The organism is Streptomyces sp. NH27, assembly GCF_056859195.1.
Map to the genome: position 1 here is coordinate 1 of NZ_JACEGK010000160.1, position 14,329 is coordinate 14,329.

The 14,329-nt window shown below is 72.0% G+C and carries 13 protein-coding genes; 3 read left to right on the forward strand and 10 right to left on the reverse strand.

What is annotated here, in order from left to right; genetic code table 11:
- Nucleotides 1–41: 41 nt before the first annotated feature.
- The gene (locus AC13HU_RS15410) at nt 42–1,043 is read left to right on the forward strand and encodes an aldo/keto reductase (RefSeq protein ID WP_483042437.1); all 1,002 of its coding nucleotides are present in this window, start codon (nt 42–44) and stop codon (nt 1,041–1,043) included.
- A 57-nt stretch (nt 1,044–1,100) separates the two neighbouring features.
- Here the strand turns inward: AC13HU_RS15410 and AC13HU_RS15415 are convergent, their stop codons facing one another.
- From AC13HU_RS15415 to AC13HU_RS15430, 4 genes are all read right to left on the reverse strand, one after another.
- On the reverse strand, nt 1,101–2,432 hold the full coding sequence (locus tag AC13HU_RS15415; protein ID WP_483042425.1) for a hypothetical protein: 1,332 nt from the start codon (nt 2,430–2,432) through the stop codon (nt 1,101–1,103).
- 24 nt (nt 2,433–2,456) lie between these two features.
- Nucleotides 2,457–3,461, reverse strand: coding sequence for an NAD-dependent epimerase/dehydratase family protein (locus AC13HU_RS15420; RefSeq protein WP_483042426.1), 1,005 nt, complete (start codon nt 3,459–3,461; stop codon nt 2,457–2,459).
- 11 nt (nt 3,462–3,472) lie between these two features.
- A complete protein-coding gene (locus AC13HU_RS15425) occupies nt 3,473–4,234 on the reverse strand; it encodes a class I SAM-dependent methyltransferase (protein ID WP_483042427.1) in 762 nt (253 codons plus the stop codon).
- A 119-nt stretch (nt 4,235–4,353) separates the two neighbouring features.
- Nucleotides 4,354–4,785 carry a Fur family transcriptional regulator gene (locus AC13HU_RS15430; RefSeq protein ID WP_483042428.1) on the reverse strand — a complete coding sequence of 144 codons (432 nt, stop codon included), beginning with the start codon at nt 4,783–4,785 and terminating at the stop codon, nt 4,354–4,356.
- A 268-nt stretch (nt 4,786–5,053) separates the two neighbouring features.
- Between AC13HU_RS15430 and AC13HU_RS15435 the strand changes: the two genes are divergently transcribed.
- On the forward strand, nt 5,054–6,436 hold the full coding sequence (locus tag AC13HU_RS15435; protein ID WP_483042429.1) for a glycine--tRNA ligase: 1,383 nt from the start codon (nt 5,054–5,056) through the stop codon (nt 6,434–6,436).
- A 107-nt stretch (nt 6,437–6,543) separates the two neighbouring features.
- On the opposite strand, the gene AC13HU_RS15440 is transcribed toward AC13HU_RS15435, so the two are convergent.
- The 6 genes from AC13HU_RS15440 to leuA form a co-directional block, all read right to left on the reverse strand.
- Nucleotides 6,544–7,104, reverse strand: coding sequence for a hypothetical protein (locus AC13HU_RS15440; RefSeq protein ID WP_483042430.1), 561 nt, complete (start codon nt 7,102–7,104; stop codon nt 6,544–6,546).
- A gap of 369 nt (nt 7,105–7,473) precedes the next feature.
- Nucleotides 7,474–8,271, reverse strand: a complete 798-nt coding sequence (locus AC13HU_RS15445; protein ID WP_483042431.1) for an isoprenyl transferase — start codon at nt 8,269–8,271, stop codon at nt 7,474–7,476.
- 133 nt (nt 8,272–8,404) lie between these two features.
- Nucleotides 8,405–9,151: a DNA repair protein RecO gene (recO, locus tag AC13HU_RS15450; RefSeq protein WP_483042432.1), complete on the reverse strand. Its 747-nt coding sequence runs from the start codon at nt 9,149–9,151 to the stop codon at nt 8,405–8,407.
- A 222-nt stretch (nt 9,152–9,373) separates the two neighbouring features.
- Nucleotides 9,374–10,075, reverse strand: coding sequence for a TerB family tellurite resistance protein (locus tag AC13HU_RS15455; protein WP_483042433.1), 702 nt, complete (start codon nt 10,073–10,075; stop codon nt 9,374–9,376).
- Nucleotides 10,076–10,273: 198 nt separating this feature from the next.
- Entirely contained in the window at nt 10,274–10,870 is a 597-nt protein-coding gene (locus tag AC13HU_RS15460; protein WP_483042434.1) for a hypothetical protein, read from the reverse strand.
- 177 nt (nt 10,871–11,047) lie between these two features.
- Complete coding sequence (gene leuA / locus AC13HU_RS15465; protein ID WP_483042435.1) at nt 11,048–12,820, reverse strand: 2-isopropylmalate synthase; 1,773 nt, start codon at nt 12,818–12,820, stop codon at nt 11,048–11,050.
- Nucleotides 12,821–13,119: 299 nt separating this feature from the next.
- Here leuA and AC13HU_RS15470 point away from each other — a divergent pair, with 299 nt between their 5' ends.
- Nucleotides 13,120–14,259, forward strand: a complete 1,140-nt coding sequence (locus tag AC13HU_RS15470) for a M4 family metallopeptidase (RefSeq protein ID WP_483042436.1) — start codon at nt 13,120–13,122, stop codon at nt 14,257–14,259.
- Nucleotides 14,260–14,329 lie beyond the last annotated feature (70 nt).

The following is a 14,329-nucleotide window of genomic DNA, read 5'->3' on the forward strand; positions in this document are numbered from 1 at the left end:
CTCATGACCCCCACCCCACCCGTCACCACGAGGAGTCCTCGATGCGCACCCGCACTCTCGGCACCACCGGCCCCACCGTCTCGGCCATCGGCCTCGGTTGCATGGGCATGTCCGCGGTCTACGGCCCGACCGACGACGCCGAGTCCGTCGCCACCATCCACGCCGCCCTCGACGCGGGCATCTCCCTGCTCGACACCGGCGACTTCTACGCGATGGGGCTGAACGAACTGCTGATCCGCGACGCCCTGCGCGCCCGCCCCGGCAGCCGCGAACAGGCCGCGATCAGCGTCAAGTTCGGCGCTCTGCGGGACGCCGGCGGCGGCTGGGGCGGATACGACGGCCGGCCCGCCGCGGTGAAGAACTTCCTCGCCTACTCCCTCAACCGGCTCGGCACCGACCACGTGGACGTCTACCGGATCGCCCGGGTCGACCCCGACGTGCCGATCGAGGAGACCGTCGGCGCGATCGCCGAGGAGGTCGAGGCCGGGCGGGTGCGGCACATCGGGCTGTCCGAGGTCGGCGCGGACACCCTGCGCCGGGCCGCGGCCACCGCGCCGATCTGCGACCTCCAGATCGAGTACAGCCTCTTCTCACGCGGCATCGAGGAGGCCGTCCTGCCCACCGCCCGCGAACTGGGCATCGGCGTCACGGCGTACGGGGTGCTCTCCCGCGGCCTGCTCAGCGGCCACTGGACGAAGGAGCGCGGCACCGACCCGACCGACTTCCGCAACAGCAACCCGCGCTTCTCCGGCGACCACCTCGACCGCAACCTCGCCCTGGTCGAGGCGCTGCGCAAGGTCGCCGACGGCAAGGGCGTCACCGTCGCGCAGGCCGCCATCGCGTGGGTGCTCTCGCGCGGCGACGACATCGTGCCCCTGATCGGCGCCCGCCGCCGGGACCGCCTCACCGAGTCCCTGGGCGCCCTCGACGTCACCTTCGACGCCGCCGAACTGGCCGCGATCGAGGCGGCGGTCCCGGCCGGCGCGGCCTCCGGCACGCGGTACGACGAGGCGCAGATGAAGCACCTGGACAGCGAACGCTGAGGCTCCGCCGGGCGCGGCGTCCCCGTGCGCTCACCGGGCGGCATTACGGTCGGCGCGCTATCCGGCCGCGCCGCCCGGTTCCGTCAGCTCCACGAAGCGCCGCCTGGCGGCGGTACGGACCTCGGGCTCCTCCATCGGGTCGTCCCGCAGCCGGGCGAGCCGGGCGCGCACCTCGGGGCAGTCCGGTGCGGAGGCCACTCCGAGCAGGCGGCCGGTGGACTCGCAGTCCCACAGGGACTCGGCGTGGGCAGGGTCAAGGCCGGACCCGGAGGGATCGATCGCGGCAACCGCGCTGAGATAGGCGGGCCGCTCGTAACTGTGCGGGGTGTGCAGCCAGAACCGGCGCAGCACCGGCAACGCATCGGTGGCGAGCGGGCCGAACCGAGCCAGTCCGTCCGCCAGCCGACTCGGCCCGCACCATTCACGGCGCGACCAGGACACCGCCAACTCCGCCGCCAGCAAGGGCAGATCGCGTTCCTCGCCGTCCGCGGCCAGCACGGTGCACCCGATCCAGGCCAGCCACTCGCGCCGGTCGGCTGCCCACTCCCGCGCGGCGGGCACCGCGAGCGGGCCGAGGGCGCAGACCGCCGCGCTCAGCATCGGAAGCGGCAACTCCTCACCCACGGAAGGCCCGTGGGGCACCCTGACGGATGAGCGGAGCGAGGGAACCAGCGGGATCAGGCCCGGTTCCGGTGGGCGCCTGGAAAGCGCACGCAGGACGCCGGACTTCACCCGGTCCGGCTGCCCGGGATCGGCGAGCAGCGCCAGCAGTTGGCCGCCGGTCAGCTCCGATGACGCCTCCCCGGACCCGTCGGCCCGGGGACGTGCCGCGCGGGGGCGGCTACCCGCAGTGGTCAAAGTCCCGCACTCACGCCAGCGCGCCCAGGGCGCCGCGCGCCACAACTCCGGTTCTCCGCCCGCGAGTCGGCTGCCCGCCACCGCGGCGAGGTCCTCCCACCACTCCACCGGCCAACTCGCCGCCACGGACACCAGCACGTCCTGCCAGTGCTCGCCCCGCGCAACATAGGTCCGCAGCGCCTCCCGGGCCTGCTCGGAGCCGCCCCGCGCCAACAGCTCCAGCACGTCCGACGCCCGCTCCCAACCGTACGGGTCATCCGCTCCCGGCGCCGCGAGCGCCTCCGTCAGCGGTTCGAGAGGAAGCGCCAACTCCCTTACCAGTCTTGCGAGGTAAAGAGCACGGTCATCCACCGCGTCCCATCGCCAGTCGGTCCGGAGCAGGCTGTACACCAACTCGGCCGCCTCCGAACGGCCTTCGGGTGCGGTTGCCGCGCGTACGACTTCGATCGCGCCCAACCCCCGGCCGCGCTGGAGGAGTCCGGCCAAGGTGCTGATCGGCGCGAAGGGCGCGCCGTCCCCGTGCTCAGGCACACCGTCCCCCGGGCATCCGTCCGATCAGCCGTCCGTGCGCGCGCCCGGCAATCCCGGGTGCTGGAAGTCCTTGGCGTGCGCGGCCAGGACCGCGCGCTCCTCTTCCGGCGTGAACGTGTACTTCAGCGGGGGCTCGCCGCGTTCGCGGTCCCAGGCGAGCACGTCCGCGGCGGTGCTGGCCAGCGGGGTCGCGGGCAGTCCGGCGGCACGGGCGCGGGAGGGATCGCGTTGCTGGGTCGGCCAGTTGGGCCGGATCAGCGGGAACATCGCGGGCAGCGGCGCGGTGGACGACGGCACGGGGACGAGTTCGACCTCGGTGCCGGCGACGCGGGCGCAGGTGTGGATGAGGGCGCCGAGGGTGGTCGGCTCGGCGGGGCCGACCGCGTGGAAGGCGCCGGGGCGGTCGTCGGCGAGCAGCCGGACCACCAGCCGGGCGAGGTCGCGCGAGTCGACCAGCTGCACCGGCTGGCGCGGGTCGCCCGGCACCGCGATCCGGCCGCCGCGGGCGGCCCGCCGCACCCAGTAGGGGAAGGCGCTGGACGAGTCGTAGGGCCCGGCCACCTTCCCGGGCCGCACGATCGTGGCCCGGTCGCCGTACCGCGCGGTGACGTCGTCCTCGCAGGCGACCTTCAGCGGGCCGTACGTCTCCTCGCTCAGCTCCTCGGTGTCGCGGATCGCCGGGCGGCGCGGGGTGTCCTCGTCGGAGCCGGGCGCGATGCCGTCGCGCCGGTACACCGCGTGGCTGGACATGAACAGATACCGTCCGACCCGGTCACCGAGCGCGTCCATCGACTGCCCGACGTGCCGCGGCAGATAGCCGCTGACGTCGACCACGGCGTCCCAACTCCCTTGCCCCAGCGCCGTGTAGTCCCCGCTGTCGCGGTCCCCGACCAGCCGGGGCACATCCGGGAACAGCTCCGCCCCGGTCTTCCCCCGGCTGAACAAGGTCACTTCGGCCCCGGTCGCCAGGGCGGCGTCGACAATGGCGCGGCCCACGAACGAGGTGCCGCCGAGTACGAGTAAGCGCATGGTCACCGACCCTACGCCGATCCGACCGGGCGCCGCGCGAGCGTGACGATCTCCCGGCTGCCGGCGTCTACCGGTCCGCGCGCCCAGTCGCCGTACTGCGCCTCGATCTCGTAACCGGCCTCGGCCAGACGGGAGTTGAGGTCGGCGAGGTCGAGGAAGCGCAGCTCGGCCCGGTCCACCCGCAGCACCGTGCCGTCGGGCGCGGCGGTGGTGCCGTGGAAGGCGACGACGCCGCCGGCCACGGAGTCCACCTGGTGCCAAACCCGCAAGGGCCGGCCGTCCGGGCCGGTGAGGTCGGCGGCGTTCGCGGGGTTCCACTCCTCCCACGCCCGCGCCTGCGGATGCCGGGTCTCGAAGGCGAACCGCCCGCCGGGGCGCAGCGCGGCCCGCACCGCCGCGAGCGAGGCGCGGATCTCCGCGTCGGCCACCAGGAACTGGAAGGCGTGCCCGGTCATCACCGCCAGGTCGAACTCCCCGTCCCAGGCCGCACCCGCCGCGGTCCCCTCGGCCCACTCGACGTCGGTACGGCGCCGGGCCCGGGCCAGCGCGACCGGATCCGGGTCCAGCCCGACCAGCCGCCCCGGGTGCCCGTCGGCCCGCGTCCTGTGCAGCATCGCGCCCGTGCCGCAGCCGACGTCCAGCACGGAGCCCGCCGCCGCGATCAGCTCGCTGTAGAAGCGGTCGCCGGGGTACACGTCGGGGTCCCACGGGTTGAGCAGGTCGTAGAGCGCGGCGGCGTCTACGTACGGGTCTGGGTGCGGGTCGGAAGCCACGGCACCAGTGTTCCCCGGCGGCCACGGACGGCCAACCGATTATCCGGTCGGCCGATGATCCGCCCGCCGGCACACCCACGCACCCACGCACCCACGGAGACGAACCCGCAGACCGCGGGTCAGCCGGATACGCCGGGGCGCTCGCCCTCCGCACACTCCCCACAGGTGCCGACGATCTCCATCGTGTGCGCGACGTCCACGAACCCGTGGTCGGCCGCGATCGACTCGGCCCACTTCTCGACGGCCGGCCCCTCGACCTCCACCGCCTTGCCGCAGCCGCGGCAGACCAGGTGATGGTGGTGGCCGCCGCCGGAGCAGCGGCGGTAGACCGACTCCCCGTCGCCGGTACGCAGCACGTCGACCTCGCCGGCGTCGGCGAGGGACTGGAGGGTGCGGTAGACCGTGGTCAGGCCCACCGAGTCGCCGCGGTGCTTCAGCAGATCGTGCAGGTCCTGGGCGCTGCGGAACTCGTCGACCTCGTCGAGGGCCGCCGCGACCGCGGCGCGCTGGCGGGTGGAGCGGCCGCGCACCGGCTGCTTGGTGCTGTCCACCGATTGCCTCCTTCTCGGTCTTCCCGGTCCGACCGGTCTTCTCGATCGCCCCGGGTGCGTCTCGCGCACCTGTCCGGGCGGCCCATTGTGCCAGCCCCGGCCCGATCACCACGGTCCGGATAAGTGGAAACCATTGTCAATTATTGCTCACTCTCCGCCGAACCGGACCGCGCCGGGCGGCCGCCGACGGGAACGGATTTGATATGGGCCCCACACCCGCCGGTAATCTGGGACGACTGAACCCCCCCGTCGCACTGAAGAGAGCACCGTGGCCGCCGACAAGATCGACACCATCGTCAGCCTGAGCAAGCGCCGTGGCTTCGTTTTCCCGAGCAGTGAGATCTACGGCGGTTCCAAGGCCGCCTGGGACTACGGACCGCTCGGCGTCGAGCTCAAGGAGAACATCAAGCGCCAGTGGTGGCGCTCCATGGTGATTTCGCGTGACGACGTGGTGGGACTCGACTCGTCGGTGATCCTCGCACCCGACGTGTGGGTCGCCTCCGGCCACGTGGCCACCTTCTCCGACCCGCTCACCGAGTGCACCTCCTGCCACAAGCGCTACCGCGCCGACCACCTGGAGGAGGCGTACGAGGCGAAGCACGGCAAGCTGCCCGCGAACGGCCTGGCCGACATCAACTGCCCGCACTGCGGCACCAAGGGCGCCTTCACCGAGCCCAAGCAGTTCTCCGGCATGCTCCAGACCCACCTCGGCCCGACCCAGGACGCCGGCTCGGTGGCGTACCTGCGGCCCGAGACCGCGCAGGGCATCTTCGTGAACTTCGCCCAGGTGCAGACCACCGCCCGGCGCAAGCCGCCGTTCGGCATCGCCCAGATGGGCAAGTCGTTCCGCAACGAGATCACGCCCGGCAACTTCATCTTCCGCACCCGCGAGTTCGAGCAGATGGAGATGGAGTTCTTCGTCAAGCCGGGCGAGGACGAGAAGTGGCACGAGTACTGGATGGAGGAGCGGTGGAACTGGTACACCGGCCTCGGCATCCGCGAGGAGAACATCCGGTGGTATGACCACCCGAAGGAGAAGCTCTCCCACTACTCCAAGCGCACCGCCGACATCGAGTACCGCTTCCAGTTCGGCGGCCAGGAGTTCAGCGAACTCGAAGGTGTCGCGAACCGCACCGACTTCGACCTGTCCTCGCACGCGAAGGCGTCCGGCCAGGACCTGTCGTACTTCGACCAGGAGGCCGGCGAGCGCTGGTTCCCGTACGTGATCGAGCCGGCGGCCGGCGTCAACCGCGCCATGCTCGCGTTCATGCTCGACGCCTACAACGAGGACGAGGCGCCCAACGCCAAGGGCGTCATGGAGAAGCGGACCGTCATGCGGCTCGACCCGCGGCTGGCGCCCGTCAAGGTCGCGGTGCTGCCGCTGTCCCGCAACCCGCAGCTCTCGCCGAAGGCGAAGGGCCTGGCCGCCGCGCTCCGCAAGAACTGGAACATCGAGTTCGACGACGCGGGCGCGATCGGCCGCCGCTACCGCCGCCAGGACGAGATCGGCACGCCGTTCTGCGTCACCGTCGACTTCGACACCCTCGACGACAACGCGGTCACGGTGCGCGAGCGCGACACGATGAAGCAGGAGCGCGTCTCGCTGGACCAGGTCGAGGCGTACCTCGGCTCCCGGCTGCTGGGCTGCTGAGCCCACACACCCGCGCGGCCGCGCACGTACGGCCCAGGCTCCCCCCGACGGCACCCGCCGCCGGGGGGAGTCCCGCGTTCGGGGGCTTCGGGGCCCAAGTCCCGCGGTCAGGCAGCAGGAGGGGTGTGGTCGGCGAGCACGAAACCGTTGAGCGACACGGAGTGGGTGTTGATCGCCAGTACCTGGAACATGACCAGATCCCGCTCCGACGTCGAGACGCAGTAGTAGGTGGTCTTGTCCAGGGCGGCTGTCCGGCTGCCGCCTGTGCTCAGCCGGTCCCGGCACTGCGCAGGAGTCGGCTGCACGACGCCGTACGAGACGATGCCGGCACCGTTGAACGCTTCGAAGTCGCGCCAGTACGTGTTCCCCGTCACGACTTCGGGGCCGACATCGACCACGCCGCTCCGATCTTGCGGCCAGGCGTCCATGTCGATGCCGCCACCCTTCATCTCCTCCTGGTGCGGCGCGTTCGTCCACCGCTCGACCGGCGACGGCGTGCCCGACGCCTGCGGCGAACCGGTCGGGTCTGCACTCGGCCGCGCAGCCGCGTCGGCGTCCAGCCGGCTCCCCGGCGCGCTGGAACCGCCATGCGACGAGGGCCCGGTCATCAAGCCGGTGATGACCGCCGCGATGATCACGCAGACCCCGCTCACCAGGGTGGCGATCATCGCGCTGCGATGCCCGCCCCCGCGTGGCGGCGACGGCTGACCGGGGTTCGAGGAGGGCGCCGTGGGCGGGCCCGAGGAACCGGGTGTGGACAATGCCGCCCCCCCCCCAGAGCATCGATGACTGTTCGTCAGAATCAGAATGCCAGAGGCGAAGAGCGATCGTGCCAATACATGGAAACCAAGGACGGAACCCGGCCAGCACGGTGGATTCCATCATGCCGCCCCGGCGGGCGAACACGGCTTCCGCGACCGGCTCGGCATCGACCTCGCGGAGAAGCCGCCCCACAGAGGCGCCGGGGAGGCGTCCCCCCGCGCAACGCGATCGGGCGCCCTCTCCCACAAGGGCGCCCCGTTCCGCCGGAAGGCGCCCTACTGCTGCGCGCTGCCGAAGCGGCGGTCGCGCTGGGCGTATTCGAGGCAGGCCCGCCACAGGTCGCGGCGGTCGAAGTCCGGCCAGAGCACGTCCTGGAAGACCATCTCCGCGTAGCTGCTCTGCCACAGCAGGTAGTTGGAGGTGCGCTGCTCGCCGCTGGGCCGCAGGAAGAGGTCCACGTCGGGCATGTCGGGGTAGTAGAGGTACTTCGCGAAGGTCTTCTCGTTGACCTTGGACGGGTCGAGCCGGCCCGCGGCCACGTCGCGGGCCAGCGCCTGCGCGGCGTCGGCGATCTCGGCGCGGCCGCCGTAGTTCACGCAGAAGTAGAGCGTCATCGCGTCGTTGTCGACCGTCTGTTCCTGGGCGACCTGGAGCTCCTGCACCACGGACTTCCACATCTTCGGCATCCGGCCCACCCAGCGGATGCGGATGCCGAGTTCGTTCATCTCGTCGCGGCGGCGGCGGATCACGTCCCGGTTGAAGTTCATCAGGAAGCGCACCTCATCCGGCGAACGCTTCCAGTTCTCGGTGGAGAAGGCGTACAGCGACAGGTTCTTGACGCCGATCTCCAGGCAGCCCTTCAGCGCGTCGAGCACGACGCCCTCGCCGACCTTGTGGCCCTCGGTGCGCGGCAGCCCGCGCTCGGTCGCCCACCGGCCGTTGCCGTCCATCACGAGGGCGACGTGCTTGGGGACCAGCTCGCCCGGGATCTTCGGCGGGCGGGCGCCGGAGGGGTGGGGCTCGGGCGTGCGGTAGGTCTTCCGGTGACGGGTGAGAATCCCGCGTCGTGCCATGGTGGTACGTCTCCCGACAGGTCGTGGCAGGTCGTCGTCGATCATGAGGTGCGGTCGGTGCAGCAGGTGCGGTGCGTTCGGTCGGTGCAGTAGGTGCGCTCCATGCGGCGCGCGACCGCGGGTGTGCGGTGCCTCACTTCTCCACGAAGCGCAGCGACCGCAGTCCGCGCTCCAGGTGCCACTGGAGGTAGGCCGCCACCAGCCCGCTGCCCTCGCGGCAGTGGCGCGGCTCACAGGCGTCCGCGGTCTCCCAGTCGCCGCCCAGCAGCGCGCCGAGCAGTTCCAGTGCCTCCCGTGAGGGTACGACGCTTCCGGGCACCCGGCACTCGCCGCAGACGACTCCTCCCGCGCCGACCGAAAAGAACCGGTTCGGTCCGGCCATTCCGCACCGGGCGCAGTCGTCGAAGCTCGGTGCGTAGCCGTTGACGGCGAGCGAGCGCAGCAGGAAGGCGTCCAGCACCAGCCGCGACTCGTGCTCGCCCGCGGCGAGGGTGCGCAGCGCGCCGACCAGCAGCAGGTACTGCTGCACGGCGGGCTCGCCCTCATGGTCGGTGAAGCGCTCGGCGGTCTCCAGCATCGCGGTGCCCGCGGTGTAGCGCTCGTAGTCGGTGACGATGGCGCCGCCGTACGGGGCGATGGTCTCGCCCTGCGTGCACAGCGGCAGCCCGCGGCCGACGAGTTCCCCGCCCCGGGTGAAGAACTGCACGTCGACATGGCTGAACGGCTCCAGCCGGGCGCCGAACTTCGACTTGGTGCGCCGCACCCCGCGGGCCACCGCGCGCACCCGGCCGTTCCTGCGGGTCAGCAGGGTGATGATCCGGTCCGCCTCGCCCAGTTTCTGGGTGCGCAGCACGATGCCGTCGTCGCGGAACAGACTCATGCCGTCCATTCTCGCCTACCGCGACGCGCCCTGGGGGAACGATTCTCCGACCCGGCGGGCGGCGCACTCCAGCCCCCGCCGCGACGGTGCCGCCCTCGTCGGGCCCGCGGCCGAGAACGCGCTGCTCCCCGGGGCGACCGGCGGGGTCCGGTGCTCCGCGGGGAGTAGGGGGCGGGCGCGGGTGCGTACGCCTGACGCGGCCGTGGCGGCCGCGGGTACGCCCTACGCGGCCGTGGCGGCCGCCCTGAGCAGGCGGTCGATGTCGTCGGTGTGCAGCGACAGGCAGCGGCCGATCGCCTCCAGCACGTCCCGCTCGGCGGGCAGGTAGGGCCCGTCGGCGAGCGCGATGTGCGCGCCTTCGAGCAGCACCCGCTCGCGGCCCTGGGGCGCGAGGTGGTCGGCGAGCGGCTCCAGCGCTTCGTGCAGCTCGATCGACAGCCAGCTTCCGCAGCCGTCGACGGCCTCGGCGAAGGAGTCGGGGCCGAGTTCGTCGGAGTGGCGGAACCGGCCCTCGTCGGCGACGATCGCGGCGAGCAGGCCGAGCAGTTGGTCCTCGGTGCAGTCGGTGAAGCCCGCGGCGCGCACCGCGCCGACCGCGGCCTCCCGGGTGGGCTTGGCGGTGCCGCCGCCCGCGGTGAGCACCGCGAGCGCGATGGTGTGCACCGCGTCCCGCAGCATCGCGGCGAAGCGGGTGGTGGTCGGGCAGAGCAACACCTCGGAGCCGTACTGCTGGTGGCAGGCGGTGCACTCGATGACGGTGCCGGCCGGACCCCGGGCGAGCAGCGGCACGTTGAGCACCGTGAGCCTGCGGGTGCCGGTTCTGCGGTGGTACGCGCGGTCGCCGCCGCACTCGGGGCAGTAGAACTCGCCGTCGTCCTCGGTGTGCCAGGCCGTGCGCACACCCCAGATAGGCCCCAGTCTCATCGCACCCTCCGGCCGTCCTCGTCCCGGTACACATCCGCAACGGCCCGATCGTGCGCAGCGGCCACGGTGCCGTACAGCGTGATGTTAGCCACAGTGGACAGGTCCAGTCAGTACCGCGTACGAGGGCAATTCACCTGGGCGGGTGTTCCGGCGGTGTTCCGGCGGGTGCCGCGGCGCCGGTTCCGGCGGTTCCGCCCGTCAGCCGTGCACCACGAGCGAGGAGATCCGGTGGTCCCAATCGGCGCCCAGGTAAAGCTGATCGCCGACCCAGGTGCGGGTCTCGCCCGCGTATCCGGCGCCGTCCCAGCCCTCGACGACCGCGCAGCCGCCGTAGTCGCGGAAGGACGAGATCGCGTGGTCCCAACTGCGGCCGAGGCTGCCGGAGATGTCGAAGACGCCCACCCCGCCGGCGTCGCAACTCCCGGCGTCGCCGCGGATGTCGGTGGCACCGCCGGTGTACGCGGCGCCGGTGTACCAGGTCATCAGCAGGGTGCCGGTGCGGGCCTCGCGGGTGTCGGCGGCGGCGCCGCAGCGGGCGGTGGGGGCGTCCGCGCGGTGCAGGGTGAGCACGCAGTGGGTGTGCGGCAGCACCTCGGCGACCTGCTCGTGGGCGGTCTGCTCGTGGGCGGGCACGGGCGGCGGCAGCGCCGGGTCCACGGCGCGGGCGGCGGCGGGCCCGGCCGTGGCGGCGCCCAGCAGGGCGGCGGCCACGGCCGCGGCCGTGAGGATCGCGGGTGCGGGTCGTCCGTGCCTCGGGAACGCGAGGCGCTTGGCGGACATGGGTTTGAGGGACATGTCCGCCACCGTAGGAACGCGGCGGCCGGGAGCCCGGCGCGGACATCGGCCGGCCGCCGGAAATCACCCGGGTGCGTGAGCGCCGGCCGCCCGTTGACGGGGGCGGGAGCGGGCCCCGTCAACGGGACCGGGACAGCCCGGCATCGCGGCCGGCGGTCACGCGGGATTGACGGGTGATCAGCGGGCCGCGCGGTTGACGGCGGAGACGACGGCCTTGAGCGAGGCGCGGGTGGTGTTGGCGTCGACGCCGATGCCCCACATCACGCGGCCGTCGATGGCGCACTCGATGTACGAGGCGGCCTGCGCGGACGCGCCCTCGCTGAGGGTGTGCTCGGAGTAGTCCAGCAGCCGGGCGTCCACCCCGACGGCGCCCAGCGCGTCGAAGAACGCCGAGATCGGGCCGTTGCCGGTGCCGGTCAGGGTGGTGGGCACGCCGTCCACCTCGGCGCCGACGGTCAGCGCGTCGGTGCCGTCGCTGGAGGTGGAGGTCTGGGCGGAGCGCAGCGCGATCCGGCCCCAGGCGCGGTCCGGGGTGGGCAGGTACTCGTCCTGGAAGATCGCCCAGATCTGCGCCGGGGTGACCTCGCCGCCGTCGGTGTCGGTCTTGTTCTGGATGATCCGCGAGAACTCGATCTGCATCCGGCGCGGCAGGTCCAGCTTGTGGTCGTTCTTCAGCACGTAGGCGATGCCGCCCTTGCCGGACTGCGAGTTGACCCGGATCACGGCCTCGTAGGAGCGGCCGACGTCCTTGGGGTCGATCGGCAGGTAGGGCACCGCCCACTCGATCTCGTCGACCGTCCTGCCCTGGGCGGCCGCGTCGGCCTCCATCGCCTCGAAGCCCTTCTTGATGGCGTCCTGGTGGGAGCCGGAGAAGGACGTGTAGACCAGGTCGCCCGCGTAGGGGTGGCGCGGGTGGATCTCCATCTGGTTGCAGTACTCGGCGGTGCGGCGGATCTCGTCGATCTGCGAGAAGTCGATCTGCGGGTCGACGCCCTGGCTGAACAGGTTCATCCCCAGCGTGACCAGGTCCACGTTGCCGGTCCGCTCGCCCTGCCCGAACAGGCAGCCCTCGATCCGGTCCGCGCCGGCCATCAGCGCCAGTTCGGCGGCGGCCACCGCGGTGCCCCGGTCGTTGTGCGGGTGGACCGACAGGCAGACGTAGTCGCGCCGGGACAGGTTCCGCGACATCCACTCGAACCGGTCGGCGTGCGTGGAGGGGGTGGAGCGCTCCACCGTGGCCGGCAGGTTGAGGATGATCTCGCGGCCGTCCTCGGGCTGCCAGACGTCCATCACGCCCTCGCAGACCTCCAGCGCGAAGTCCAGCTCGGTGTCGGTGAAGATCTCCGGGCTGTACTGGTAGCCGAAGACGGTGTCCTGGCCGAGGATCTTGTCGGCGTACTCCACCACCAGCCGGGTGCCGTCCACCGCGATCTGCCGCACCTGGTCGCGGCTGCCGCGGAAGACCACCCGGCGGAAGACCGGCGCGGTCGCGTTGTACAGGTGGACGGTCGCCTTGCGGGCGCCGACCAGCGACTGGACGGTCCGCTCGATCAGTTCCTCGCGCGACTGGGTCAGGACGGAGATCGTCACGTCGTCCGGGATCGCGTCCTGCTCGATGATGGAGCGCACGAAGTCGAAGTCGGTCTGGCCGGAAGCGGGGAAGCCGACCTCGATCTCCTTGTAGCCCATCCGCACCAGCAGGTCGAACATCTCCCGCTTGCGGGCCGGCGACATCGGGTCGATCAGTGCCTGGTTGCCGTCGCGCAGGTCGGTGGACAGCCACCGCGGGGCCTTGGTGACGCGGGCGGCCGGCCAGGTGCGGTCCGGGATGTCGACCTGCTCGTACCGGCCGTACTTGTGGATCGGCATCGAGGTCGCGCGCTGGGTGACGGTCGCGGCGGTGATCGGCGTGGCACGGCCGATACGGTCGTTGCTGGGCTGCGTGTTCATCGGGGTGGCTCTCCTCGGGGGTCCGCGCGGGGCGGCCGACGGCTTGGGAACGCCCAAACTCCGCGGGGAGGGGGTCGGCCTACGACTACAGGCCCTCGCCGCGGCAGCTAAGGAGAAGCAGCCCGAAACGCATGAGACCGACCCTAGCCGAATCACGGACGGAAGACGCAGCCGGTGCGTACTTCCTCTCAGCATGCAAGACGACCGGGGTGTCCACCCCGGTCCCGGCGATTCCCTCGTTCCCGTGGTGTACGCCGGAAAACGGTGACAGAGAGTGCCCGATCTGCCACATTTCGCTTATGGGAGTTTTCTGCACGATCGTGCCGCCGCACATCCTGGACCGCCTCGCCCGGTCCGACGACCCCGAGCTGTCCGCCCCCGCGCGCCACACCCTGGAACACGACGCCCGGCAGCGGACCCGGCGGCAGCTCCACGCGGCGATCGGACCGGTCGGCGCCGACCGCTCCGCCGCAGCCCCGGCCGAGCCCTCCGACCAACCGCAGCGCACGATCTACGACGCCAAGCACAAGGACGACCTGCCCGGCCGCAAGGTCCGCGCCGAGGGCGCGAAGCCGTCCAAGGACGCCAGCGTGAACCGCGCGTACGACGGGCTCGGCGCCACCTTCGAGACCTACCTCAAGGCGTACGCCCGACACTCCATCGACGGCCGCGGGCTGCCGCTGACCGCCAGCGTGCACTACCTGGAGGGCTACAACAACGCCTTCTGGAACGGCGAGCAGATGGTCTTCGGCGACGGCGACGGCAAGATCTTCCTCGACTTCACCATCCCCGTCGACGTCATCGGCCACGAACTGACCCACGGCGTCACCCAGTTCACCGCGAACCTCGACTACCAGGACCAGTCCGGCGCACTCAACGAGTCGGTCTCCGACGTCTTCGGCAGCCTGATCAAGCAGTTCTCGCTCGGCCAGACCGCCGACCAGGCCGACTGGCTGATCGGCGCCGGACTGCTCGCCCCGGGCGTGCACGGCGTCGCCCTGCGCTCCATGAAGGACCCCGGCACGGCCTACGACGACCCGCACCTCGGCAAGGACCCGCAGCCGGGCACCATGGCCGGCTACGTCTCCGGCTCGGACGACAACGGCGGCGTGCACATCAACTCCGGCATCCCCAACCACGCGTTCTACCTCGCCGCGACCGCGCTCGGCGGGCACGCCTGGGAGGTGGCCGGGCAGATCTGGTACGACACCCTCACCGGCGGCTCGCTCGCCTCCGACGCGGACTTCGCCACGTTCGCCGAGGCCACGGCCGCGGCGGCGAAGGCGCGTTACGGTGAGGGGACGCAGTACCAGGCGGTGCGGTCCGCGTGGGCCACGGTGGGCGTCACCGGCTCCTCCGGTTCGACCGGCTCCCCCGCTTCGCCCGGCACCGCCGAACTGCCGCGCCAGCAGCCCGGCGAGCAGACCCAGGAGGCGTAACTCCCGTGCGTATCGAGGTGGTCCGCTCCGGTGGGTTCGCCGCCATCCCGCGGCGGGCCACCCTCGACAC

Excerpts from the sequence above, each read along its gene's own strand:
- AC13HU_RS15410 (WP_483042437.1), top strand. The coding sequence starts at position 42 with ATGCGCACCCGCACTCTCGGCACCACCGGCCCCACCGTCTCGGCCATC.
- AC13HU_RS15420 (WP_483042426.1), bottom strand. The coding sequence starts at position 3,461 with ATGCGCTTACTCGTACTCGGCGGCACCTCGTTCGTGGGCCGCGCCATT.
- AC13HU_RS15440 (WP_483042430.1), bottom strand. The coding sequence starts at position 7,104 with ATGATCGCCACCCTGGTGAGCGGGGTCTGCGTGATCATCGCGGCGGTC.
- AC13HU_RS15445 (WP_483042431.1), bottom strand. The coding sequence starts at position 8,271 with ATGGCACGACGCGGGATTCTCACCCGTCACCGGAAGACCTACCGCACG.
- recO (WP_483042432.1), bottom strand. The coding sequence starts at position 9,151 with ATGAGTCTGTTCCGCGACGACGGCATCGTGCTGCGCACCCAGAAACTG.
- AC13HU_RS15455 (WP_483042433.1), bottom strand. The coding sequence starts at position 10,075 with ATGAGACTGGGGCCTATCTGGGGTGTGCGCACGGCCTGGCACACCGAG.
- AC13HU_RS15460 (WP_483042434.1), bottom strand. The coding sequence starts at position 10,870 with ATGTCCCTCAAACCCATGTCCGCCAAGCGCCTCGCGTTCCCGAGGCAC.
- leuA (WP_483042435.1), bottom strand. The coding sequence starts at position 12,820 with ATGAACACGCAGCCCAGCAACGACCGTATCGGCCGTGCCACGCCGATC.
- AC13HU_RS15470 (WP_483042436.1), top strand. The coding sequence starts at position 13,120 with ATGGGAGTTTTCTGCACGATCGTGCCGCCGCACATCCTGGACCGCCTC.